The 22,120-nt window shown below is 54.2% G+C and carries 26 protein-coding genes and 1 riboswitch; of the genes, 4 read left to right on the top strand and 22 right to left on the bottom strand.

All coding sequences use genetic code 11. From position 1 onward, the window contains the following. The first annotated feature begins 1 nt into the window (after position 1). Entirely contained in the window at positions 2 to 2,029 is a 2,028-nt protein-coding gene (locus tag H7F31_RS23775) for an LTA synthase family protein (RefSeq protein ID WP_187100793.1), read from the top strand. Between the two features lie 101 nt (positions 2,030 to 2,130). Here the strand turns inward: H7F31_RS23775 and H7F31_RS23780 are convergent, their stop codons facing one another. The 11 genes from H7F31_RS23780 to H7F31_RS23830 all read right to left on the bottom strand — a co-directional run bounded on the left by H7F31_RS23780 (position 2,131) and on the right by H7F31_RS23830 (position 9,858). Then, positions 2,131 to 3,516 (bottom strand): PDZ domain-containing protein, encoded by a 1,386-nt coding sequence (locus H7F31_RS23780; protein WP_187100794.1) that lies wholly within the window; start codon positions 3,514 to 3,516, stop codon positions 2,131 to 2,133. Between the two features lie 146 nt (positions 3,517 to 3,662). Continuing rightward, positions 3,663 to 3,890 (bottom strand): YuzB family protein, encoded by a 228-nt coding sequence (locus H7F31_RS23785; RefSeq protein WP_087567233.1) that lies wholly within the window; start codon positions 3,888 to 3,890, stop codon positions 3,663 to 3,665. A gap of 38 nt (positions 3,891 to 3,928) precedes the next feature. Beyond that, entirely contained in the window at positions 3,929 to 4,231 is a 303-nt protein-coding gene (locus H7F31_RS23790) for a heme biosynthesis protein HemY (protein ID WP_087567234.1), read from the bottom strand. A 51-nt stretch (positions 4,232 to 4,282) separates the two neighbouring features. Next, positions 4,283 to 4,516 (bottom strand): hypothetical protein, encoded by a 234-nt coding sequence (locus tag H7F31_RS23795; RefSeq protein WP_187100795.1) that lies wholly within the window; start codon positions 4,514 to 4,516, stop codon positions 4,283 to 4,285. 202 nt (positions 4,517 to 4,718) lie between these two features. After that, entirely contained in the window at positions 4,719 to 5,615 is an 897-nt protein-coding gene (locus H7F31_RS23800) for a M14 family metallopeptidase (RefSeq protein WP_261800112.1), read from the bottom strand. A gap of 194 nt (positions 5,616 to 5,809) precedes the next feature. Continuing rightward, positions 5,810 to 6,619 (bottom strand): glutamate racemase, encoded by an 810-nt coding sequence (gene racE, locus H7F31_RS23805; RefSeq protein WP_087567236.1) that lies wholly within the window; start codon positions 6,617 to 6,619, stop codon positions 5,810 to 5,812. Positions 6,620 to 6,862: 243 nt separating this feature from the next. Next, positions 6,863 to 7,423 carry a YtxH domain-containing protein gene (locus H7F31_RS23810; RefSeq protein ID WP_187100796.1) on the bottom strand — a complete coding sequence of 187 codons (561 nt, stop codon included), beginning with the start codon at positions 7,421 to 7,423 and terminating at the stop codon, positions 6,863 to 6,865. Between the two features lie 65 nt (positions 7,424 to 7,488). Next, a complete protein-coding gene (locus H7F31_RS23815) occupies positions 7,489 to 7,974 on the bottom strand; it encodes a DUF948 domain-containing protein (protein WP_187100797.1) in 486 nt (161 codons plus the stop codon). Between the two features lie 303 nt (positions 7,975 to 8,277). Then, positions 8,278 to 8,970: a helix-turn-helix transcriptional regulator gene (locus tag H7F31_RS23820; protein ID WP_261800113.1), complete on the bottom strand. Its 693-nt coding sequence runs from the start codon at positions 8,968 to 8,970 to the stop codon at positions 8,278 to 8,280. 38 nt (positions 8,971 to 9,008) lie between these two features. Further along, on the bottom strand, positions 9,009 to 9,428 hold the full coding sequence (locus H7F31_RS23825) for a DUF86 domain-containing protein (RefSeq protein ID WP_187100798.1): 420 nt from the start codon (positions 9,426 to 9,428) through the stop codon (positions 9,009 to 9,011). A gap of 136 nt (positions 9,429 to 9,564) precedes the next feature. Then, the gene (locus tag H7F31_RS23830; RefSeq protein ID WP_187100799.1) at positions 9,565 to 9,858 is read right to left on the bottom strand and encodes a Dabb family protein; all 294 of its coding nucleotides are present in this window, start codon (positions 9,856 to 9,858) and stop codon (positions 9,565 to 9,567) included. A 132-nt stretch (positions 9,859 to 9,990) separates the two neighbouring features. On the opposite strand from H7F31_RS23830, the gene H7F31_RS23835 reads away from it, so the two are divergent. Next, complete coding sequence (locus H7F31_RS23835) at positions 9,991 to 10,248, top strand: hypothetical protein (protein ID WP_187100800.1); 258 nt, start codon at positions 9,991 to 9,993, stop codon at positions 10,246 to 10,248. Between the two features lie 217 nt (positions 10,249 to 10,465). Here H7F31_RS23835 and H7F31_RS23840 read toward each other — a convergent pair whose 3' ends face one another. The 7 genes from H7F31_RS23840 to H7F31_RS23870 form a co-directional block, all read right to left on the bottom strand. Next, positions 10,466 to 10,861 (bottom strand): phage holin family protein, encoded by a 396-nt coding sequence (locus tag H7F31_RS23840; protein WP_187100801.1) that lies wholly within the window; start codon positions 10,859 to 10,861, stop codon positions 10,466 to 10,468. A 155-nt stretch (positions 10,862 to 11,016) separates the two neighbouring features. After that, positions 11,017 to 11,574, bottom strand: coding sequence for an SLOG family protein (locus tag H7F31_RS23845; RefSeq protein ID WP_187100802.1), 558 nt, complete (start codon positions 11,572 to 11,574; stop codon positions 11,017 to 11,019). Positions 11,575 to 11,577: 3 nt separating this feature from the next. Beyond that, the gene (gene queF, locus H7F31_RS23850; protein ID WP_187100803.1) at positions 11,578 to 12,075 is read right to left on the bottom strand and encodes a preQ(1) synthase; all 498 of its coding nucleotides are present in this window, start codon (positions 12,073 to 12,075) and stop codon (positions 11,578 to 11,580) included. 245 nt (positions 12,076 to 12,320) lie between these two features. Then, positions 12,321 to 13,136: a 7-carboxy-7-deazaguanine synthase QueE gene (gene queE, locus H7F31_RS23855; protein WP_187100804.1), complete on the bottom strand. Its 816-nt coding sequence runs from the start codon at positions 13,134 to 13,136 to the stop codon at positions 12,321 to 12,323. Then, positions 13,129 to 13,575 (bottom strand): 6-pyruvoyl trahydropterin synthase family protein, encoded by a 447-nt coding sequence (locus H7F31_RS23860; RefSeq protein WP_187100805.1) that lies wholly within the window; start codon positions 13,573 to 13,575, stop codon positions 13,129 to 13,131. The genes queE and H7F31_RS23860 overlap by 8 nt, the downstream gene beginning before the upstream one ends. Further along, positions 13,575 to 14,243: a 7-cyano-7-deazaguanine synthase QueC gene (queC, locus tag H7F31_RS23865; protein ID WP_187100806.1), complete on the bottom strand. Its 669-nt coding sequence runs from the start codon at positions 14,241 to 14,243 to the stop codon at positions 13,575 to 13,577. The genes H7F31_RS23860 and queC overlap by 1 nt, the downstream gene beginning before the upstream one ends. Positions 14,244 to 14,396: 153 nt before the next feature. Next, positions 14,397 to 14,440: riboswitch (PreQ1 riboswitch) on the bottom strand. A 136-nt stretch (positions 14,441 to 14,576) separates the two neighbouring features. Beyond that, positions 14,577 to 15,098 (bottom strand): hypothetical protein, encoded by a 522-nt coding sequence (locus H7F31_RS23870; protein ID WP_187100807.1) that lies wholly within the window; start codon positions 15,096 to 15,098, stop codon positions 14,577 to 14,579. A 204-nt stretch (positions 15,099 to 15,302) separates the two neighbouring features. Between H7F31_RS23870 and H7F31_RS23875 the strand changes: the two genes are divergently transcribed. Both H7F31_RS23875 and H7F31_RS23880 read left to right on the top strand, forming a co-directional pair. Further along, the gene (locus tag H7F31_RS23875; protein ID WP_187100808.1) at positions 15,303 to 16,217 is read left to right on the top strand and encodes a J domain-containing protein; all 915 of its coding nucleotides are present in this window, start codon (positions 15,303 to 15,305) and stop codon (positions 16,215 to 16,217) included. Between the two features lie 353 nt (positions 16,218 to 16,570). Then, positions 16,571 to 17,779, top strand: coding sequence for an IS4 family transposase (locus H7F31_RS23880; protein WP_187100809.1), 1,209 nt, complete (start codon positions 16,571 to 16,573; stop codon positions 17,777 to 17,779). A 432-nt stretch (positions 17,780 to 18,211) separates the two neighbouring features. Here the strand turns inward: H7F31_RS23880 and H7F31_RS23885 are convergent, their stop codons facing one another. The 4 genes from H7F31_RS23885 to H7F31_RS23900 form a co-directional block, all read right to left on the bottom strand. Beyond that, entirely contained in the window at positions 18,212 to 18,997 is a 786-nt protein-coding gene (locus H7F31_RS23885; protein WP_187100810.1) for a LutC/YkgG family protein, read from the bottom strand. Between the two features lie 71 nt (positions 18,998 to 19,068). Then, the gene (locus H7F31_RS23890) at positions 19,069 to 20,592 is read right to left on the bottom strand and encodes a LutB/LldF family L-lactate oxidation iron-sulfur protein (protein WP_187100811.1); all 1,524 of its coding nucleotides are present in this window, start codon (positions 20,590 to 20,592) and stop codon (positions 19,069 to 19,071) included. Continuing rightward, positions 20,589 to 21,317 (bottom strand): (Fe-S)-binding protein, encoded by a 729-nt coding sequence (locus tag H7F31_RS23895; RefSeq protein ID WP_087567251.1) that lies wholly within the window; start codon positions 21,315 to 21,317, stop codon positions 20,589 to 20,591. Before H7F31_RS23895 ends, H7F31_RS23890 begins: the two co-directional genes overlap by 4 nt. A gap of 15 nt (positions 21,318 to 21,332) precedes the next feature. Beyond that, entirely contained in the window at positions 21,333 to 22,091 is a 759-nt protein-coding gene (locus H7F31_RS23900; protein WP_087567252.1) for a DeoR/GlpR family DNA-binding transcription regulator, read from the bottom strand. Positions 22,092 to 22,120: the final 29 nt, after the last annotated feature.

A 22,120-nucleotide genomic window follows, 5' to 3' on the forward strand; every position in this document is an offset into this window, starting at 1 on the left:
CATGATCGTCAGAAGCGGCGGCTTCGGCCGCCTCCTCGCATGGATTCTCGGCTGGCTGGATCGCCTGACAGCGGCCGATTTTATATTGTTTGCCGGCATGATGGTATGGAAGCTGTACTTCTTCTCTACGCTGCTGTCCGTGCAATACATGGATATGACCCGTACGGATGCGATCATCGAGACCGGTGCCGTGCTGCTGATCGCCTTCTGGACGTTGCTTCTCCCGACTCGGGGGCGCATCGTCGCGCTCGCCGCGCTTAACCTGCTCCTGTCCTTCCTCCTCTTCTCGGACGTCATCTATTACCGCTACTTCCAGGATCTCATTACGGTCCCGGTTCTGTTGCAGCTTGGACAGGTCGAATCGCTTGGAGACAGCATCGCTTCGCTGATTGGCGTCTACGACTTCTGGTTGTTCGCGGACATGCTTGTTGTGTTGCCGTTCGCCTCATTCGTCGTTTGGAGAGGGCGCGGAATATTGCAGGCGCAGCATACCTCTAAACGTCCTTACTGGAGGAAGGCCGGCATTCGTGTCGGGGTGTCAATCGCAGCCTTCGGAATCGGCTTCTCGCTGTTCGCCGCCAATCTCAATCAGGCTACGGATACATGGGCCAAAGGACTGTTCGAAAAAAATTGGTGGAACTTATCGATTTACAACGTCGCCGGCGGTCTTGGTTTCCATGGTTACGATGTTTATCGTTACGCCACCATTAAATGGTTTGGCGCGGAGACCGTAACCGCCGAACAGAAGTCCGAGACCGAGCAGTGGTTCGGGGAACGAGGACGCCTTCGGGGAGAGCTGGAGCATGATGCTCAATTTGGCGCTTATGCCGGAAGCAATGTACTGATGGTTCAAGTCGAAGCTCTGCAAGGCTTTATGCTGGGCGCCTCCATCGGCGGTCACCCGATTACTCCGGTTATGAACGAACTGATGAAGGACAGCGTCTACTTTAAAAATTTCCATCACCAGACTGCGCAAGGCAGAACCTCGGACGCGGACTTCGCGACAAATTGTTCCATGCTCCCTACCAAGAGCGGTTCCGTCTTTATTCAATACGCTTCGCATGAGTTCGATTGTTTGCCCGGCACGCTCAAGGCGAACGGCTACACCGCGGAAGTCTTCCACGCCTATCAGGGAGGCTTCTGGAACCGCAACGTCATGTACAACAATATGGAATACGATGCATTCTACAACCTGAAGCATTACGAGCTCGACGAGCGACTGGGCTGGTCCCTGGGCGACAAGTCGTTCTACAGGCAGTCGATGGAATGGATTTTGGAGGGGCGAAAGGATTCCGGCGGCGACTCGCCTTTTTACGCTTTTATGATCTCGCTTACGAGCCATCATTCGTACAAGATGCCTAAGCGGGAGCAGAAGCTGGACGTCGAGGAGCTGGAAGGCACGATCATGGGCGATTATTTGCAGGCCGTGCATTATGCGGATGCCGCTCTAGGCGAGCTGATCGCCAGACTGAAGGACGAAGGGCTATGGGAATCGACGATTTTCGTCATATACGGGGATCACGACAACTCCATTCTCGATTGGAGCTTGTATGACCGGTTCCTCGACGATCCGTCGGATTCGCTGACCCAAGAGAAGACGTTAAAAAGCGTGCCTTTTATGATCCATCTTCCCGATGGCGCTCATGCGGGTATCAGGGATACCATCGGCGGTCAGCTTGACACGACGCCGACCTTGTTGCATCTTCTCGGCATCTCGACAAGTCGGCAATATTTGCTAGGCATGCCTCTGCTGATAGATACGGATTTATCGTCGAGGTTGGTCGTGCAGCGCGATGGATCCTGGCGGGATGATTCGCTTTATTATATTCCCTCCGAAGACGGGCTTCAAAAAAACGGCCGCTGCTTCGACATCGCTAGCGGCAGCTTGCTGGAAGTATCGCGTTGTCTCGACAAGACGGCGGAGGCCGATCATACGCTCATCATGTCCGATCGGATCGTCACGGGCAATCTCATCCCCTCTTTCCGCAAAAACGGCATCATTGAGGCTATCGAGATGTCCCGTCAATAACATTGGCACAACAAACGACAAGCTGCACGCTCCAGCCGAATCTTCGGCCGCAAGTGCAGCTTGTTTGTGTTGGTTGTCCTGTCCGGTCGGGCTGGACCGATTTATTGGCTTTCAAGCCACCGGAGCACATCGTCGATATGCTCGACCGCTACAATATTCAGGCCTGGTGCGGCAGCTTTCGCCGCTTCCTCTCCGGCGCTAGGCACAAAAAATACATTCGCATCCGTTCGACTCACGGCATAAGCCTTCTGCGGAATGCCTCCAACCATGCCGACCGAGCCGTCGGCCTCGATCGTTCCCGTTCCCGCTATGCGAAGCCCTTTCGTTACGCCGCCGGGCGTCAGCTGATCGATCAGCGCCAATGTCAGCATAGCTCCATGCGATGGACCTCCGACATGCGCCATGTAGTCGTTGTACGAGACGCTCCTGGGCGTGTCAAGCTTTACCTCCGTCTGCACGGATACACCTAAAACCGCACGGTTCGGAGTATCCTCCGATGCGGCTGCCAATACATTAATTTCTTCCTTCGCCGCTCCTCTGCGTACCGACACCCGAACTTCGTCGCCAGCCTTGATGACTGTCTCCATCGTCGTGATCAGCTCCTCTACGCGGGAAACCGGTTTGCCGTTCAGCGCGTCAATAATATCGCCCGCTTGCAAGGTGCCGTCAGCCGGGCTTCCCTTAACGATCGCCACGATGCGGACGCCGTCCGGCACGGCTCCCTCGCCGAGTCCCGCCTTTTCCATGGCGATCGCCGCCGCTACCCGGTTGGCGTCTCTTTTCATGGCGACAACCTGCGCGTACGTCTCCGATAGCGGAGGTTCATTTTCCGGAATGGGCTGGAAGACGTACTGCGGGAAAAGCGCCGCGTATAGCCTGTCGGCCAAAACGGCTGGCCGGTCGAATACCAGCACGCCGTCAATGACGCCTCCGGCAGCGCCCCCTTCTACCTCGGCGTATCGATTCAGGTTCAGCGTCATGCCAGGGTACGTGACATTGTACGAGGTTGGCCATGCCGTTAACGCCAGCACGGCCAGCGTACTAGCAAGCAGCGCGCTGTTGCGCCACGGGAAGCCCCGTTTAAGAAGGACTTCGCTGACGAGAAGATCCGCGAACACCAGCACGGCGCTGGCCGCGAGACCAAAAAGCTGCAACTCCAGCTTATCGACGGCGAAGACGATAATGCCTGCCGACGCCAAACTTATTGCAACCAGAGCCATTCTGATCAGGCGAAGCACAACCGGCGCCGTGCCATTCCACAACCCCCTGTCAATCGATCCGGCAACCCAACAAAGAGGAACGACAGCCAGACCATAATACAAATAATCGATCCATTCGATCCACTCCATGCCCCCGCCGGACTCGAGCGGAGCGGGCAACCAGATCAACTCGGCTCCGATTAGATACGCCAGCCCCGCAAGGATGCCGGCAAGGTAATACCGACCGCGTTCTCTTGCTCCCTCCCGTTGTGAACGAAAATTCCGCATGCCTTTCCCTCATCCCTTCCGCATTAGAAAAAAGACAGAAACCAGCGCCGGCCTACGCCGTCGCGTCCCCTGTCTCTTCCCGCAGCATCTCCGCCGAATGACATTATTGAAAATCGGACTTTTTGAACACGCACCTTTACGGTTCGTCACTTCTTCAAGTACGTCATTGCTTTGTCGATGGCTTCGTCTTCCGTTGCGCCTTTTACATATCTGCCGTTAATAAATACGAAGGCGTAACGGGCGCATGGCCCGCAATAGGATTTGCAGCCGATGCGGACTTCCGTCTCCGGCGCCTGCATCCCGATTTTGGCCACCGCCGTCTTCATCCGCATATGCTTGCACTTGTCGCATATTCTAATATCGTTCGTTGCCATGACTCATCGTTCCAATCCGCATCCGCCTGCTGCGGCGCTTAATGATCTCCGTGATTGCCCTTGGACGGATTCGTAACGGCAAACCCTTCCTCCGGGACGTAGAAATAATCGATTCGGACGCCGTCCAGAAACGCATTGTCCTTCTCCAGAATAACGTCGATCTCCTTGTCCGTAGACACGACGACGTCATTGTCCGTCGGCTCGTCGATGCCCATGCCGTAATGGGCATGGTCGCCGTGCGCATGCGTAACGTAGACGCGCAGCAGCTTGCCTTCGTTCTCGGGCTTGTCCAGCTCCAGCTTTATCATCTTGGCCGCATTGCGGGAAATTTTGCAGTGCATCCTTCAACAGCTCCTTCTATGCCTATAAAATATAAATTCGTATAATCCAGATCAAGATATATTATACTTCCTGCCCATCCGCGCTGCAAACCATTCTGCAATAATCATCGTAAACGCGATATCATCGATCGGAATTAGCGGAAGCACATCCGGCACGACCCAGTAGACGATGACCGGGATCAAGAACAGCAGTTTGTCCCTTACGGCCACTTCCTTGGACATCAGCAGCTTGTATATGAACGCGAAAGTGTTTTTCCAATGCCTGAGCGACAGCAGCTTGCGCATGCCCCGCACCTCCCGTCCGCCTTGCGGCTTCTTTCTTGTTCCAGTATAACACAGAGATGCCGTACGGGAGCAAGGAGGAGGGGCAAGGCGCTAGGCCAAGGTTATGCAAGCGAATTCTGGCTGGCGGCAAGCAGCTGCCCCGACGGTCAGAGGCACAATAGCCGCTTACAAAGCTAATCGCAAACAGCGTCGCCCCCTTCTCCTACATTCGCAAGGACTCCAGCAGCAGAGGTCTAAGCTCCTCGTAGATGCGATCCAAGCTGCTGTATGGCAGCGGATTAACGCCGAAACCCGCCTCCACTGTAAAGCCGGGACGTCTAAATCGATAGATGAACCAATCCTTGTAACCCGCGTCGCTGCCGCTCAGCTTCACCGACTTATAACCGCTTGCCCGCTCCATCCTCTGCGCAAGCGCCTCCGATTCGGGAGGCTCGTAGTCCCGATAGTTCCAGTAGATTTCCCTCCCTTGCGTATGCAACGCGATGACTGCATGAAACGGCACGCTCTCCGTCAGCCTGGCCATAGCCTGCGCCTCCGGTTCGCTGAGCGGACAAGGTCCGGGATAATCCCGCGGGGAGGGTCCCGTTGCCCCTCTGCGCTTGCATTCCTCTTCCCAATATGCGGGAAACTGGTCGTTAAGATCAACGCCCCTCATATTCGCCTTCCAGCCGCTGAAGTCGTCCAATCCGCCGTTCCAGGCCAACAGCTGGCTGTATAGGGGATGGTTCGGCTGGACCCCTCTCTGCGCAAGCTCCACGCCGTCCGGATTTACCATAGGCACAGCCCAGATCGTCCATTCGCCGCAATACCTCAGAACATCGACTCCTCCTACTGTTCCATCGGTCGCATATGCGTTTGAGAGCTCCGTAAGAAACCGCATGAGCAGCGCCGACGTAATCCACTCGTTGCCATGAAACGACGCATTTATATGCAGGTTCCGAGTTCCGCAGCCTACGCGCAAGGCCAGAATCGGCTTGCCCATAACGCTTCTGCCGATGCTCTCGGCCGCGATAAAGGGGGAACCGATCGCAAGCTGCCGGCATTCCTCCATCATATCCTCGTATGTATATCCGATGTCATCATTTCCGTTTTTATTCAAGCTCCGCACTCCTTTACCCTTTGCCTGCGTTCCCGTTTCTTACCATCATATGCGCGGCAGCTTCCAACCATTATCGCAAAATCGTAAACTCTTCTTTAAACTAACGTACAGCAAAAAAAAGCGACTCTCCGCACAGCTGACCCGACTTGCGGTCAATTGTACGAAAAAGTCGCTTTTTACTTTTAAAAACGATATTAGCTAATATTAGGCACTTGCCAGACGACCGGCGTCAGATCGATCTGCTCGCCAAGCCATTGCTGCGCGATTTGCTTGAACATATACGGGTCGCCGCTGCAGAAAAACTGGTGAACCGGAACGGGATCATTGGTCGCCAGCTCGCGTTTTTCCTGCAAAATGGTGCTGATCTCGCGCGCCGTCTCCTCGGCGGAGCTGATCAGCGTAACTTCGCTGCCCATTACCTCGGATATCGTTTCCGACAGGAAAGGATAATGCGTGCAGCCGAGAATGAGGCAATCCATGGGATAAGTCCGTAAATGCTCGATTGACGAGCGTACAACCTCATAGGTTTCTTGAGAGCGGAAGTTGCCCTGCTCCACGAGCGGAACGAATTTCGGGCAGGCCTCGCTCACGACCTGTACATTCGGCGTCAACTCGCGCAACGCATTCTCGTAAGCGCCGCTGTTAATCGTACCGGCAGTGCCAATGACGCCGATCCAACCGGTGGTCGTGCGCCCTATAGCCGCTCTCGCGCCCGGATTAATGACGCCGACGACAGGGATCGACACTCGCGAGCGAATGTCGTATAAGGCGACCGCAGTGGCCGTATTACAGGCGATAACGATCATTTTAGGCTGGAATTGTATTAGATAATCGACGATTTCTCTTGTAAATGCTTGCACTTCTTCCGCTGAACGCGGCCCATAAGGCGTTCTTGCCGTATCGCCGAAATAAATGATTTTCTCGCGCGGCAGTTGGCGCATGACTTCCTTCACTACGGTAAGACCGCCAACGCCTGAATCTAGTATTGCTATCGGATGCTGCACAAACACACCGCTTTCTTGGACTGGGATGTAGGACGAAGAAGATAGGGGTCAAAATTACCATAGCATATGATAACCCCATCGAAAATGTACCTACATCTTAACGCATATTAGGTTAACGTTCAAGAATCCTTAGTCGCATGCATCCCTTCCTGCGAACATGGCAAAGAGCCGAATCGCCCATTCCATCCAGGGAGTGGAAAGGTGTTCGGCTCCTTGCGGCTTAGTGCCGCTCATCAGCTCAGCTTATTTCTTAGACGGTTCCGCTTCAGCTGCTTCAACGATCGTCTCGCCGACGGCTTCGAATCGATCCTGCACCGCCTCGCCCGCTTCAGCGAATACTTCTTTCATCCATTCCGTGCCATGCTCGGCAGCTTCTTCTACAGCTTCCACTGTCGATCCCAGAGTCTCAGCCGCAACTTCGTTTGTCGCTTCTACCGCTTCGTCTGCTTGTTCCCCTGCATCGGCACCATGATGAATGACGCCTGTAGCCAGCTCTTCCGCCGCTTCGGTCGAGATGCCCGAGATCGCAGCTACTTCAGTTCCTCTGCCTCTGCCGAAGCTTCTTACATTGCTCGCCATATTGCTTGCCGCTTGTTTCGTCCGATCCGCAAGCTCGATCGCCCCATGACCGATGCCTTTGGCGATCTCTCCTGTTTTATCGCCCACCTTCTGAGCCTGAACGGAGATATCGTGACGAAGCTCTTTGCCAGCCTTTGGCGCAAATAACAGCGCCGCGATTGATCCAAGCACACCTCCAGCTAACGCTCCAAACAGAAATCCTTTGTTTCCTTTACGTGTTGACATGTGATCGTCGCTCCTTTCGTTCTTAGAGTACCCTGCCCCTTGGTCCGGCCATTCAGACATGCTTCTTATTTCGGCGAAGACGAGCTTACGGGAGCCGAGGACACGGTTCCTCCGTTGCCGGATGACGGCTTGCGCCCCGTTTGCCAGAGCTGCCATGCGGTTAATCCAAGCTCCGCCCACTGGACCGCGGCATCAAGCTCACGCTGCTTGGCGATTCGTTCGGCATGGCCGATTGCGGACTGCGACAACGTTCCCGTTACCCGCTCTACAGCCGACGTCGCATGCTCAATCGTACCGCCCACTTGGCCCATCGCCTGGAATAGCCGCTCGGCCGATTCCGCGCTTTGCCGTAGCGATCGCATCGTCTGTTCGGTTGGCAGCAGCACCTGGCTCATCTCGCCAGACAGTCTGTGCATGTCTTCTTGCACCGCCTCTGCCGATGCCTGAACCCGCGCCATTCTGCCGAGCAGCGCGCGTACGGCAAGCAGCGTGCCCGCTACCCAGATCACGAACGCGGCTACAGCCACAGCGGCAATCCACTCCATCGTCATCCCTTCCGCTCCTCTCTCGCATCATTCTCCGCCACATTCCTTCATGGCCGACAAGGGCGAATGCCCATATGCGTAATGACAGTATAAGCAGACTGGGCTTGTTTTGACACAAAGTCACATGGATCCCCCCGGATAAAAATCGATGGGCTCGTTCGTCGCATGAACAATACATCATCTCGCTTGCCGTTAAATACCTCATTTGGCGCTGATCCCGACTAAGGGGTCGAACGAACAACAAAAAACACGACCCGCAGCAGGTCGTGTTCATTATGAGATCAAAATTTGCGTACGTATTCGTCGATTTTACTTGCCCGAGAGGAGAGCTGCGGGGCCAAATTTGCCGATCGCATAACTGCATCTGTTGCCGCCCTTCGCGAGACATTCCGTTCGATGCACATTCGCCTCCAGGAGAGAACGGAACAGCGACAGCTCGCACTGGCAAGCTTGATCATAACGTCCGGCAACATCGGAGATGGGACAATTATATTCATGAAGCATATAACCATCGCCGTCCCCGCGCTCCATCTCGGCCATGTAGCCGCCGCCGTTCTGAATCGCCGTCAGCTCGCGCACACGCTCCTCCAACGTCTTGCCTTCCATACGTGGAGCATAACGCTCCAGAAGCTTCCGCTTGCGGCCTTCGAACATTCGGTCGATGAGCGGCATGGTGTCGGGATCAGACTCCAGCTCGGCAAGCAAGTCGATCGCAAGCGTGTGGTAGTTACGTGGAAAATGGCGATCCGCCGCATCCGTCAGCTCGTATACATGAAGCGGACGGCCTTTAGGCTGGCGCTGCGGCACGATGCTGACACTGCCTTGGCGCTCCAGCTCGTGCATATGGCGGCGAATCGCCATCTCCGTAAGACCCAGCTCGGCTGCAAGCATCGCGGCGTTCATGCCGCCTTGCTTACGAAGCAAGTTCAGCAGCCGCACTCGCGTAGCGCCAGCTGTGCCAACGGCCTCAACACCGTCTCGCTCCGCCATCAGATCTGCCATGCCCTCTCCCCCTCTCCGCTCGACCAATCGATGATTGCCTACAGTTCTTTCTTCAGATACGTCTCAACAGCCGATGCAAAGGTCGGCAGCAATTCCGCCAATCTGGCCGTATACGGGTGCAGCTCGCTTCGCGGCCAGCTGTAATATTCCTGTACCAGCGGGCGGCGAAGCTTTACAAGCTCCGTCAGCGTCTCGGTCATATCGGCCGGATAGGCGCCTTCCGCCCCCGTAATCTCGATGATATCCTCGTAGCTGCTGGCATCCCGCATCAGAAATCCGTCGATCAGATAACTTCCGACATCGGTTACGATTTCGATCGCCAAGTGAAGCGCACGCTCCTGCGCAAGTCCTTGCATCAGGCTGCCGTTCCATCCATTAGCCAGCTCACGCAGCGCATCCGTCAATGCCGGTATGGCATCCAGCCGGACTGCGATTTGTTCCTGGTTTACATAATACATGTTATTCCCTGCTTTCGATTTACTTCTTGCTCCGGCGAGCCTTGCGTTTTAGCCAAGCAACCATAATGATGCTGCTAAAAATGATTACAAGCAAATAGGTGAATATTTCGTAAACGTCTCTCATCTCAGACATTGCTTAATCCCTCGAGCTTTCGTAATCGACGCTGACGGATGCTTCGCGCACCCGTGACATATGCTCGATGACCTTCTTGTGTACGGGATGCACCTGATAAACCTCCAGGTCGGCCATAGAATCAAATTTCGTCACGAGGGCGATATCGTAAGAGCGTTCCGAATGAAGCACATCCACGCCAACTTCTATGTATTTAAGCTCCTCGATTTTGCCTTCCATATCGCGCAGAATCGCCACAGTACTGTCAAGGTCCGCGTTGCGATCCTTCAATTTGAAGCAAACGATGTGTGTAATCATGATACTTAGTCCTCCCTATTGTACGTCTTGCCGCCTCGCCGAAGCATGCGGCATGAGTTTCGTCCTTTTGTCACATAATAACCTATGAGATGACATTACGGCAATCTTTAGTTAAAGGAGCGAACGCGCATCATGCGATACAAGGTCACAATCATTGCCACACTCATCGGACTTGCCGTCTGCGCATTCAACTATACCGGCTACGATCCTCATAATATGGTGTTTTTCATGTTCAGCGTTCCCGCGTGGTTCGCAGACATGTTCATGGACATTCACAACATCAGCGTGCTGCTGATGTACGCGCTGACCGTGCTGACGTGGGCGCTGCTCGGCTTCATTACGGATCTTATCATCGCCCGCGACAGACGAAAAAATTCCAGCACCGCCTGACTGAATGACTGAATGACTGAATGACTGTCGTCCGAGATGTCTCGCTCTAAAAACACTCAATCGTCTACCGAACCCTCCAATCCGCAACGTTCTAAACCGCATTAGATAATCACGAGCCAAAAGACGCTCATGAGCGCATCCGCGCGCAGAGCGTCTACTTGTCGCTTCTTCAAACATCCCCTTAGATCCTGACTAATTGACCACGCCGGACTATGCGTTACTTATCCTTCTCCTTAAGCACCGCAATTATCTTGCGAATCCGTTCCGGCAGCGGCAGTCCCAACCTCCCGTAGTTCTCGGTAACGGAGATCAACTCGTTCGCGATATAAAAAAATATAGCCGCCCCCATCGTCACATCCTCCGTGTTCAAAAGCACATCAATCCGATGGGCGAGCAGGACAACGAGGAGTGATAGCCCTTTGCGCGCCAGTCCCCATGCTCCAAATGAACTGCTCAGCCCTTTGCCTTCTTTCAGGGAGGCCGCAATACCCGTTAAATAATCCGCTGCCATCGCAACCAAAAGAAACGTCAATGATTCCGACCAGCCTCCAAATGCGAACAATAGAATCGCCCCCATCACCCCGCATGCCGAATTAACCCAAACGAGCGGCATCCTCGCCACCTCTTTTCATCGGAGAGTTATAGGATAGGATATGCCTTGTCGCAGAGTCTTGCTTGTTGACTTGTCCCTGCTGCCGCGTTCTCGAAACAATTAGGCCGCCCAAAATAAAAAAAGGACTGGCACCTTTCGCCTCCAGTCCTTAACTCCTATTCCATTTCGAGGTAACTTTCTTCGTCGGCCACACTTTGGATATCCTCGGACGTCACGGCAAGGTAACGATAGCCCTCCTCCTGCATCTTCCGCAGTGCACGCTCCTTCATAAAGCGCGGGCTTCCTTCGCCGGCATCTTCGTCATAGACGAGAATGATGCCGTCCGACTTGCGCAGCAGAAGCTCGTCCCGAGCTTTGAACTGCCACGGCCCCTCGTAAGGCGCCTTCGACACGGCCGCGTAATAATCAACTTGCTTAAGAAGATCGCGGTAATAGGCCTGCTTCTCTTCTTTCCAATTCTCCTCTTGATTTTGGAATGCCGTCAGGATGGACAGCTTGAGCTGAGGATATTGCGGCTTCAGGTCGATCGCCGCCTCGCAGGCCCATAAATCCACCCCGTACCCGCCGGGCGTGATCACCCATTCCAAGCCTTCCTCCAGCAGTGGAATCAGCTTGTTCGTGATTGCTTGACGAATATAGGGGATACCCTTGTGCTTCTGGTTGAAGATACCCAGCTCATGCGCGCGATAGCCGGTGACGAGTATAGTCTTCATACGCTAGCGGTTATCGACTTTCTCGAGATACAGGTCATGATTCATAAGACGGTAGGAAGCCATTTCCTCAAACTTCGTGCCAGGACGTCCCCAATTGCAGTAAGGATCGATGGAGATGCCGCCTCGCGGCGTAAACTTGCCCCAAACCTCGATATAACGCGAATCCATGAGCTTGATCAGATCATTCATAATAATGTTCATACAATCCTCGTGGAAGTCGCCGTGATTCCGAAAGCTGAACAGATATAGCTTTAGCGACTTGCTCTCAACCATCTTAACATCCGGAATGTAAGAGATGTAGATCGTCGCGAAGTCAGGCTGTCCCGTTATCGGACAGAGACTCGTAAACTCCGGACAATTAAATTTGACGAAATAATCGCGGCCGGGATGTTTGTTATCAAACGATTCCAGCACCTCCGGCGCGTAGTGGGACGGGTACTTCGTCCCTTGATTCCCGAGCAGCGTAATGCGGTCCAATTCTTCCTTTTGCCTACCTTCCATTCTTGCACTTCCTTTCGATCTATTTTTCTCTTCGTGAATCGGCAGGTTTTTGAATTTGCCCTGAAAATAAAATGGAGGTTCAAAAAGCGGCTTTTCAGCACCGAGAAGGTTGAATGAAGCTAGAATCTGAGGAGCGGAGCGTAGCAGCGCTACGTGAGCACAGGAAGATTCGGCTGAGTTCAAGATTCGACGTCGAATAATCCTCTTGAATAAGCTTCGTGATGGAAAGCCGCTTTTTGAACTACCTATACGCCTTTTTTGTTGCCATATATCCAGGTGTGGAGTTGGGGAAGCACGTGCACGCCACGTAGCAACTCATCCGGCATTGTCCGGCTAATCAGCCATTCATAACGCTCTACGAGATAAGGAAGCATCGCTAGCGGGTCCGTCTCCGTCAGATTACCGTTCCCCGCTTGAAGATAGAACGGTACATCGCGGTAACGGGCATGTACCTTGCGTGCGTAATCCAAGTCGGCATCGTCAAAGATGACGATCTTGAGACAGAAACCGTTCCCGGCCTCGCTCAGCCTTTCTATAATATCATCCAGCGTGTCCCAGTTCGTCGTCATGCCGGAGCTTGGCGGCTTGGGCGACAACGTGAGATCGTCGATGGCCGTGAACCATGGCTGCCAACGGCTTCCCTGCGTCTCCAGAGCGACTTTGCAGCCTCGATCATGCAAGCCGCGTATCAACGCAGAGAGCTGCGGCAAAAGGGCAGGATTGCCGCCTGAGATCGTTACATGGTCAAACGTGCCGCCGCCGATCTTCTCCAGCTCCTCGATAATCGCGGCTGCGGACAGCAGACGAATATCGTCCTTGCCGGAGCCGTCCCACGTGAAGGCCGAGTCGCACCAGCTGCAGCTGTAGTCGCAGCCTGCGGTGCGGACGAACATCGTTTTGCGGCCGACAACCATGCCTTCTCCCTGTACCGTCGGTCCGAACACTTCCAGCACGGGTATAGGTCTAGCAGTCCCGACCAAGCCGGATGCTGAACCGGATGCCTTTCCGAGGTTAGCCGACGCTGCCGAATCGGATCTTCTCGAACGTCGAAAATCAGTCATTGCTTTTCCCCTTCCGCTTGGGCCGATAGATGCAATAACTCGTCGGAGTCTCGCGCAGGAAAACCTGCAGACATTCCGGACGGTTCGGCAGGCTGTCCAGATGCGCTTGCACAAGGTCGTGGATGACCCGCGCGACGACCTCCGTCGTCGGAAACCGATGGGATATGCCATTGTCGAAGCTGTCGGTATCTTCGTTAAGCAGGGTGTGATCGAATCGGTTGTGAATCAGTTTTTTAATAATGGCGAAATTGACCAGGAAACCGGAATCGTCGAGTTGTTCCCCCGCGACCGTCACATTGGCGAAATACGTATGCCCATGCGTCAAGCGGCATTTGCCAGCATCGTCAGAAGGGATGTAATGAGCCGCGGCGAAATGAAAGTCCTTGTTCAGCTCGTAGCAATAATCATGCTGGACGGATGGATAAATTTGCTGCAGCATCAGCGTCCCGCCTCTCTCGAACCGCGGATGGCCATATAATCGTCAAGCCCTTTGCGACGCAGCTTGCAGGCTGGACATTCGCCGCAGCCATCTGCCAAAAAGCCATTATAACAAGTGAGCGTGCGTTCCCGAACAAAGTCGAAAGCGCCGAGCTCGTCGGCCAGTTCCCAAGTCTCCGCTTTATTGAGCCACATGAGGGGCGTATCGATCACGAATCCGTAATCCATCGACAGATTCAGCGTAACGTTAAGCGACTTAATAAAGACGTCGCGGCAATCCGGATAACCGCTGAAGTCGGTCTCGCAGACGCCGGTTACAACGTGCTTCGCTCCAATCCCTTTCGCGAGCACGGCTGCGAACGTCAGGAACAGCAGATTTCGGCCGTCGACGAAAGTTGTCGGGAGTTCGCCTTCCTTTTGTTCGATTGCAATGTCGTCGCGCGTCAGCGCGTTAGGCGCAAGCTGATTCAGCAGCGACATATCGAGAATATGATGTTTGATGCCTAGCGTTCCCGCAATCTCGGCGGCGCAATCCAGCTCCAGCTTATGTCTCTGGCCGTAGTCGAACGTGATTGCTTCCACTTCCGAGAACCGGCTCATCGCCCAGAACAGGCATGTCGTGCTGTCTTGCCCGCCGCTGAAAACGACGACGGCTTTTTCTAGTTTCATGTTGTTTCCACCTCTCCTGAAGTAGAAGACGGATATTCGCGACGGGACCGTACCGATCCCATATCAATAAGAAACGGCGCGTGAGACGCTCCCTCCAAGGGAGCGACGCGACGCGCCGAACACAAAAACGACGTTGCCCCAGGCGGGCAATCGTTTCGTTTAGTTTTTTATAGAGGGAGTTCGCGAACCTCTCCCGGCATGCTGGCGAAGGGAAATGTACCCGGACATCTTCGCGGCAGCAACCGGAGTTGCATCTTCAATTGTTCACTCGTACTATAGCACAGCCCATGCGGAATTGAAATAGAGAGTATTGACAATGCTGCTACGTTTCGCTCACTTAAGCAACCTGTCCAGCTCCCTCAACGTTAATATCATATGGTCCAGCAATTCCGGCAAATCCTCCATCTGCTCTTCTCCGATTCCCCTGCCGAAATCAAGTTCGGCCAGATGACGAACATTACTTTCCTGACTGCCATACACGGTGCTGATCGTCTGGACAAGCCTCAGCGGAGTGCCCCAGATGCCCTTAAAACATCGCTCCACCGCCTCGCATGTTCCGGCTGATCCGTCTGTCTCCAGATGGAACCGCAGCGTAAGACGGCATGTTGGCGCTGCGCCCGGAATCTCCAAAATTTCGTCGGACAACTCCTTAAGCGAGGAGTTTAGCAGCAGCTCTGCCGTCGCCGTTCCGCCGTCCGCCAAGCGGCATGACAATGACAGCTCGCGCGACAGCACGGCCATATCCAACAAATCGCGCCTGCCTGTAACGTCAATTTTGCGATCCAGATTATCTAGGTCGTACAGCTCATTCTCCAGCGCTACCTTTACATTTTCAAATACGGTTGGATGAAACATCTCGCTCCCCCTTAATTAGACGAATCTGTCTGTAAACCAGCCTCATTCCAGTATAACAAACGATTGGATCGGCGGTAGGCAAAAATACCCGTCGTCTCCCTCCCACGCAAGTTTGCCGTACGCCCCGGAAATCCGTATACTTATAAGAAGAGATACGCAAGCTCTGCTTGCCAATCATGAGAGCAGCATAATCGAGGTGACCGAGTGGAAAAGTTGGATGACTTAAAAGAAGCTTACACATTATTGGGTCTGGAGGAGTTCGCCCCCAAGGAAGAGGTTGAAAAACGTTATACGACGTTAATGCGCCGAGAGCGGTCCAGATCGCGGGCAGAGGTTGAAAGCGCCTCCCAGGGTGACGACTTCGCGAAAGTAACGGCGGCGTACAAGCTGATCCTTGCCTATGAGGACCGCAAGATCACTGACGCCTTCAACGAACAGGAATACGGCAAGTTCAAGGGGATGGCAGGCAGAGCCCAGAAGATCGATCACTTCTGGCGTTATTACAAGATTCATACGTTCGTCGCAATCGCACTAATCGCAGCAATTATTTATGGAATCAACAGCTACATCGACAAACGCGAATATCAGAAATATTTGGCCAGCCTGCCGCCGATTGATCTTAGCGTTTCGTTTTATGGCACCTTTATGGAACCGGACAACAAGGACAGCAAGGAAATGACAAATGCGGCCATGCTGAGCGCCTTTCCGGAATGGAAGCGCGTTGAGTCCAACATTGTATTCGTACCGCAGGACGACATGAATCAATACGCCTACCTTCAGAAAGCCGTTGTTACATTAATGTCGGAGAAACCCGACATCTACATTATGGACCGCGCCATGTTTGAGTGGATCGGCAGACAAGGCGCGCTGCTGGAGCTTGACGACAAGCCCGAGATCAGCGGAGCCGGAGATGATCGGAAGTTTAAGCTGACAACGGAGGATGTGCCCGAGGAACGTATCTACGGCATCGATCTCAAGGATACCAGGTTGGACAAGGACCTGCCTCTCGTAAGACCGGCAGAGGATCTGATTATCGCCGTTCGCGTCAATGCCGAACGTCCCGAGAAGGCTCTAGAGTTTATCGAGACTTATCTGGCGGATGGTACGGCGCAGGAATAAGATGCAAATGATTGAATACCGCAAAGCCCCCGTCCATGCGCTGGCGGGGGCTTTGCGGTGCTCTGATCCTGTCTATTAAACGTAAACGAGTATCTTCGATTTCTATGCATTTGACCGAGAAATCCGCTGCGAGCCAATAGAGCGATGCTACCGACTTAATTCCGCGAAAGCAGCACCTTCGAGGGAAATAGATCGGTGCCAACCATTAACGTTGCAGTAAACCTCACATGATTCAAACAGAAGTTACTATATTTGTAATTACCTGCACGTTTTTCATGGACAAAACAGAAAAAGGCTCCTACATTTAGAGACGTAGCACGTTGTCCACGACCTCTAAACAAGGAGTCCAAACCATGGATAACGTAACCCAAAACACTGTCGTTCGTCAACTACTTTCTTTACTGCCTTTGGATGTACAGGATCGTCTACTCTACGCCGATCGCTATGCGAAGAAGCTTACGATTAGCAAAAGCATCTTGGTGTTCGTTCTTGCTCAGTTCAATAATTGGCAGAGTTATGTCGAGATGGAAGAACAAATCTACGCGCACTCCGAATTACGATCCGTTCTCGATCTACCCTGCATTAGCGCTGCACAACTTTCGCGTAAATTGGCCCAGATTCCAACGGAAATGCTGCATGAACTCTTCCTCCATGGCTTGGTTCATATCCAGAAGCTGACGGCAAATCTGAAGGGCATTTCACCTAGCATTGGGCGCCTAGCTCTTATTGACTCATCCAAGGTGAAATTGCCGCTTGTGCTTGGAGACTGGGCCAGAGTTTCGTCTACGTCCAGCGGTGTCAAACTGCACGTACGTCTCTTGACTGCTTCGCCTGATGTCGTTTATCCCGATGCCGTGATCCCATCGACGTTAAACGTCGGAGATCGAGCGGCTACCGTTGAGCTTGTGACCGAGTCCACCGTGACCTATGTCATGGACCGTGGCTACGATAACTACAAAAACATGGATAACTGGATCCGGCGAGGCATTCGTTTCGTCATGCGTATGCGGGATCGTGCCCTGACCACCGTTGTAGAAGAAAGGCAAGTAACGCCAGATGGCTCCATCACCCGAGATGCGATCGTTAGCGTAGGCGGCGATTTCCGCTCCATGAAAGAACGCATTCGACTCGTGGAGTTTTATGATGAGCAGGGGCGTTTCTACCGTCTGCTAACCTCGCGACTAGACATCACGGCCGAAGAAGTCGCTCATATCTACAAATGCAGATGGTTAATCGAGCTTTTTTTCAAATGGATCAAACAACATCTAAGGCTGAAGAAACTGCATAGCTACAAACCACAAGCGATTTGGAACCAGATTTACCTCACGCTGATCACTTTTATGCTTGCACAGTACATGCAGTTACACTTAGAAACGAAGAAAAGCGTTTGGCGCGTCCTCGAGTTGTTCCGTATTCATATGTTTCATCCTTGGATCCAGTTCCTAAACGCTCTATTCCGAGCGCCTACACGAACATCCACAGGAAAGAAAAGGGGTTCATCAAGAGAAGTACCCCCGTTGCGAACGGAATTAGGCATGTTCAAGAAAAGTAAAGTGACATAGAAAAAAGTAATTAACACAATTATTGGGAGAATGTGACTACAACTAGGTAGGGATTGCGTTTTTGGCTCACTCTCTCAAAAAGAGGCTGTAAAATAATTGATCTACTATGAGAAACATCCAATCGCACTGTTGATGTAACGTTTGTTGCAACCCTCATGGGTGCTACCGACTTAACTCCGCGAAAGCAGCTCCTTCGAGGGAAATAGATCGGTGCCAACGACTTAACTCCGCGCGGAAGCAACTGCTTGCTTAAGTACTCAGTTAATTACTCAGTTAGACAAGGACCTGCTGACAAACAGCTGCAGTAGACAAATTCAAGCGACAAGAGCCGGTCAACAGCTGCAGTAAACAAATTCAAGCGACAAGAGCCGTCCACTCCGCTGTTTAAGCGGAATGGACGGCTCTTGCATTTATCGTATTGGACATTGCATGCTACCCAACAATCAAGGCGTAGACGACGCCAGGGCCGTGCACCCCGATCGTCAGGTCGTTTTCGATGTCGGAGGAGCGGCTTGGCCCCGTGATGAAGTGGACGCCGGCAGGCAGCGCCTCGCGACCTGCCTGATCCAGCCCGATCAGCACCTCGCCCAGCCGCGTCTTAAGACGTTCCGCAGGGATGACGATAAAGAGCACCGTCGGCAGCAGGCTGACAGAACGCCCCTTCTCCTTCGACGACGTGACGACAACGGAGCCCGTATAGGCTACGGCATGGTCCGCCTGCACAACGCCGAAGTCTGCCTCGGCCGCGCGTGCCTTCCAAGGCTGTTGTTCATCGCTGTTCCAAACGGACACCTGCACGTCTGGCAGAGCCTCCTCCAGACCGAGTTCTGCCAATATAGGATCGTCCTGGCGGACGAGAAACTTCGCGCCCATCTCCTCGGCTTTGGCTGCGATGTAGGCGGATACCTCATCCATACTCTGCAGCTTCGCGACATGGCCGCCCACGGACAACCAGTTGTCCGTAAACGCGGCGACTTTCTGTTCGGTCGTCCAGTCCAGCTCTCTCCAGAAGTCGGGAGCGCCTCGGTAAGGATGTTTCGGAGCCGTCGTCAGCCTCGGGTGGCGCAGGCGCTCCGAGATATTATTCATAAATCGCTCCTGCTTTTGCCGCGACTGTTCCGCCAAACGGGCCAGCCATTGCTCGCGAGACTCGCCGCCTTGGTTTCCGCCAGTCCGCCGGGCAGAGTCGCTCCCCGTCTGAGTCACATGTTTACTCATGTCTATGCCTCCCTTGCCGCTCCGCGGCGTAGGTCGCGCCAACGAAAGAGCCGGCCATTGTCCATGCCGCGTCACCCATGACCGTGACCTCCTCCGCCCTTCGACTCGCGTTGTTCCCGCGCCTTCTGCTCCATACGCTCGCGCATGGCCGACGGCATCTCGCGGAGCTCCGCTTTTAGCTCTTGGTCAAGCGTAGCCCACTGGTCGCGGAACGACTTCTTCGGCAGGCTCGGCGTAACGCGGTACGTATTCCAACCTTTCAGAGGGCCAAGCTTCGTACGAATGAAGCCGTCGCGTACGACCAGCTTCTGGCCAAGCTTGCCCATCCGTAAAAGACCGCCCATAACCTTGGAGCTGCTCATCGCCGTGGCGAAGCCTTGCATGCCCATGCCCTCCAGCTTGTTGCCGTTGCCGCTCTCCACCTTGCGGCGGCGCAGGTAGACTAACATGTCGTGCAGTGGAATTTTGACAGGGCATGCCTCGTAGCAAGCGCCGCATAAGCTTGACGCATTTGCGATATCGTCCCATTCGGCGATATTTTTGTTAAGCGACGGCGTCAGCACCGCGCCGATCGGGCCGCTGTACGTACTGCCGTAAGCATGGCCGCCGATATGGCGGTACACCGGACAAGCGTTGAGGCAAGCGCCGCAACGGATGCAGTTCAGCAGCTCCTGGAACTCGGGGTCCCCGAGCTGCAGCGATCTGCCGTTGTCGACGATAATAATATGCATTTCCTCGGGTCCGTCCCCGTCAGCCGTCCGCTTCGGTCCCGTAATGCCGGACATGTACATCGTCAGCTTCTGTCCCGTCGCGGAGCGAGGGAGAAGCGTCGCCATCACCTCGAGATCTTCCCAGGAGGGGATGATCCGCTCCATGCCCATCAGCGTAATTTGCGTTTTCGGCACGGTTGTCACCATACGGGCGTTGCCTTCGTTCTCGAACAGAACCATAGAGCCCGTCTCCGCGATCGCGAAGTTGCAGCCGGTCATGCCGATATCGGCTTCCAGAAACTTCTCGCGCAGCTTTTTGCGCACGAAGCCGGCCAGCGCCGTCGTGTCAGGCGGCAGCTCATAACCAGCCTCCTTGGACAGAAGCTCCGCGATCTGGTAACGGTTTTTATGAATAGCCGGGATGACGATATGCGAAGGCATCTCTCCTGCAAGCTGGATGATATATTCGCCCAAATCCGTTTCGATCGCTTCCACGCCGATGGATTCCAGCGCATGGTTCAGGTGAAGCTCCTCCGAAACCATGGACTTGGACTTCACGACCGATCTCGCGCCGACATGCTCCGCGATATCCAGCGTAAGCTCTACAGCTTCCTGAGCCGTATCGGCAAAATGCACATGCACGCCATTAGCCCTTGCATTTTCGACGAACGTATTTAAATAATAGTCGAGATGAGCGATCGTATGCAGCCGAATCTGCCGGCCGCGCTCCCGCCACTCCTCCCAGTTGCCATGCTCCTCGGACGCCTTTTTCTTGCCGTTCCGCAGCCGCTCCGTCGTGAATCGTACCGCCTTGCGCAGAAATTCGTCGTTCAGCGCCAGCTCGGCTCTCGCCTTGACCGTCGCTCCTGATTTCCCTCCGCTCATGCTCCCTTCACTCCTTCGTACAGCAGCTCGGCCAGATGCATGACGCGCACCGGTTCGCCGCGATAATGCAGATTGCCCGCGATGTTCATCAGGCAAGCCATGTCGAGGCCAACCAGAACCTCGGCTTCCGTCTCCAGCACATGATCGGCTTTCTCCGTCACCATCGCGCCCGAGATATCGGCCATCTTAACGGCAAAGGTGCCGCCGAAGCCGCAGCAGTCTTCCGCGAACGGAAGCGGCACAAGCTCCATGCCCCTGACGTTCTTCATCAGCTGCATCGGCTCGTCCTTCACGCCCAGGATACGGCTGCCATGACAGGATGGATGATAGGTGACTTTGCGCGAAAAGGTTGCCCCGACGTCCGTCACGCCAAGCACCTGCACGAGAAACTGAGTAAACTCGTACGATTTTGCCCGCAGCGCCTCGGCCCGCTTAAGCATAACGGGATCGCTTTCGAACAGCTTCGTATAGTGATGCAGCATGCCCGTGCAGGAGCCGGAAGGCGAGATGACGAAGTCGCTGTCCTCGAACGCGTCGAGAATCGTACGAGCCGACTCGCGCGCTTCCTTCCAGTAGCCGCTATTGTAGGCAGGCTGCCCGCAGCAGGTCTGGACGCGGGGGAATTCCAGCGTAACGCCATAATTCGCCAGCAGCCTGACCATCGCTTCCCCGACTCGCGGGAAGATTGCATCGCTTAAACAAGTAATAAATAGAGATACCTTCATGACTGCACCCACCTGTTAAACCGTCGTAACGGTAATTTGGCGTTCCCGAAGCTCTGCACCCAGCTCCGGGGTCAGCCCGTTATCCGTAATGATTCGATGAATTGCGCCAAGCTCGGCCACATGGGTGAACGCCTGGACGCCGAATTTGCTGGAGTCCGCGAGCAAGACGACTTCGTCGGCCATGCCAACCATGCGATGTTTGATGCGAGCTTGCAGCTCGTTGGACTCGCTGATGCCCCGGTCCAGATGAACGCCCTTGCAGGAAAGAAACGCCCGGTCGACATGATAGGCATCCAGCGAACGCTCCGCCAGCGGTCCGATATAGGACAAGCTGCGGGAAGCAAGGATGCCTCCCGTCGAAATGACCTCAATCCTCTCCTTGCCAGCCAGCTCCATCGCTACCTTGATGGAATTGGTCAGCACCGTCAGCGGAATATCCGGCATGCTCTGAGCCATATACCAAGCCGTGGAGCTGGCATCCAGCAAAATCCGCTCCTTGGGGCGGATCAAGCTCACGGCTTCCTCGGCGATTCGCCGTTTTTCGTCTGCCCGGACAATCTCCCTTTCAAAGTAAGGAATCTCCGGTTGCTGCTCCTTTACGCTCACTGCACCGCCATGGGAGCGGCGCAATCGGCCGGCCTGCTCCAAGCGGTCCAGATCGCGGCGGATCGTCTCCTCCGTCACCTGGCACAGCTCGCTGAGTTCCGTCACGCGAATACTGCCTCTCTCATTAACCAGCTGTACAATTAAGTCGTATCGTTCCGCAACCAGCATAGAATCCCTCTTTCCCGACCATCATCGAT

The sequence above is a fragment of the Paenibacillus sp. PAMC21692 genome, from assembly GCF_014303795.1.
Taxonomy (GTDB): domain Bacteria; phylum Bacillota; class Bacilli; order Paenibacillales; family Paenibacillaceae; genus Pristimantibacillus; species Pristimantibacillus agaridevorans.

What these genes read in the sequence shown, in the direction of transcription:
- H7F31_RS23860 (WP_187100805.1), bottom strand. Translation starts at nt 13,575, where the DNA reads ATGCTGCAGCAAATTTATCCATCCGTCCAGCATGATTATTGCTACGAG.
- H7F31_RS23885 (WP_187100810.1), bottom strand. Translation starts at nt 18,997, where the DNA reads ATGAGTAAACATGTGACTCAGACGGGGAGCGACTCTGCCCGGCGGACT.
- H7F31_RS23830 (WP_187100799.1), bottom strand. Translation starts at nt 9,858, where the DNA reads ATGATTACACACATCGTTTGCTTCAAATTGAAGGATCGCAACGCGGAC.
- H7F31_RS23795 (WP_187100795.1), bottom strand. Translation starts at nt 4,516, where the DNA reads ATGCGCAAGCTGCTGTCGCTCAGGCATTGGAAAAACACTTTCGCGTTC.
- queF (WP_187100803.1), bottom strand. Translation starts at nt 12,075, where the DNA reads ATGGAAGGTAGGCAAAAGGAAGAATTGGACCGCATTACGCTGCTCGGG.
- H7F31_RS23835 (WP_187100800.1), top strand. Translation starts at nt 9,991, where the DNA reads ATGCGATACAAGGTCACAATCATTGCCACACTCATCGGACTTGCCGTC.
- H7F31_RS23845 (WP_187100802.1), bottom strand. Translation starts at nt 11,574, where the DNA reads ATGAAGACTATACTCGTCACCGGCTATCGCGCGCATGAGCTGGGTATC.
- H7F31_RS23895 (WP_087567251.1), bottom strand. Translation starts at nt 21,317, where the DNA reads ATGAAGGTATCTCTATTTATTACTTGTTTAAGCGATGCAATCTTCCCG.
- H7F31_RS23780 (WP_187100794.1), bottom strand. Translation starts at nt 3,516, where the DNA reads ATGCGGAATTTTCGTTCACAACGGGAGGGAGCAAGAGAACGCGGTCGG.
- H7F31_RS23790 (WP_087567234.1), bottom strand. Translation starts at nt 4,231, where the DNA reads ATGCACTGCAAAATTTCCCGCAATGCGGCCAAGATGATAAAGCTGGAG.
- H7F31_RS23840 (WP_187100801.1), bottom strand. Translation starts at nt 10,861, where the DNA reads ATGCCGCTCGTTTGGGTTAATTCGGCATGCGGGGTGATGGGGGCGATT.
- H7F31_RS23785 (WP_087567233.1), bottom strand. Translation starts at nt 3,890, where the DNA reads ATGGCAACGAACGATATTAGAATATGCGACAAGTGCAAGCATATGCGG.
- H7F31_RS23815 (WP_187100797.1), bottom strand. Translation starts at nt 7,974, where the DNA reads ATGACGATGGAGTGGATTGCCGCTGTGGCTGTAGCCGCGTTCGTGATC.
- H7F31_RS23880 (WP_187100809.1), top strand. Translation starts at nt 16,571, where the DNA reads ATGGATAACGTAACCCAAAACACTGTCGTTCGTCAACTACTTTCTTTA.
- H7F31_RS23870 (WP_187100807.1), bottom strand. Translation starts at nt 15,098, where the DNA reads ATGTTTCATCCAACCGTATTTGAAAATGTAAAGGTAGCGCTGGAGAAT.
- H7F31_RS23810 (WP_187100796.1), bottom strand. Translation starts at nt 7,423, where the DNA reads ATGTCAACACGTAAAGGAAACAAAGGATTTCTGTTTGGAGCGTTAGCT.
- H7F31_RS23900 (WP_087567252.1), bottom strand. Translation starts at nt 22,091, where the DNA reads ATGCTGGTTGCGGAACGATACGACTTAATTGTACAGCTGGTTAATGAG.
- H7F31_RS23890 (WP_187100811.1), bottom strand. Translation starts at nt 20,592, where the DNA reads ATGAGCGGAGGGAAATCAGGAGCGACGGTCAAGGCGAGAGCCGAGCTG.
- queE (WP_187100804.1), bottom strand. Translation starts at nt 13,136, where the DNA reads ATGACTGATTTTCGACGTTCGAGAAGATCCGATTCGGCAGCGTCGGCT.
- H7F31_RS23820 (WP_261800113.1), bottom strand. Translation starts at nt 8,970, where the DNA reads ATGGCAGATCTGATGGCGGAGCGAGACGGTGTTGAGGCCGTTGGCACA.
- queC (WP_187100806.1), bottom strand. Translation starts at nt 14,243, where the DNA reads ATGAAACTAGAAAAAGCCGTCGTCGTTTTCAGCGGCGGGCAAGACAGC.
- H7F31_RS23825 (WP_187100798.1), bottom strand. Translation starts at nt 9,428, where the DNA reads ATGTATTATGTAAACCAGGAACAAATCGCAGTCCGGCTGGATGCCATA.
- H7F31_RS23775 (WP_187100793.1), top strand. Translation starts at nt 2, where the DNA reads ATGATCGTCAGAAGCGGCGGCTTCGGCCGCCTCCTCGCATGGATTCTC.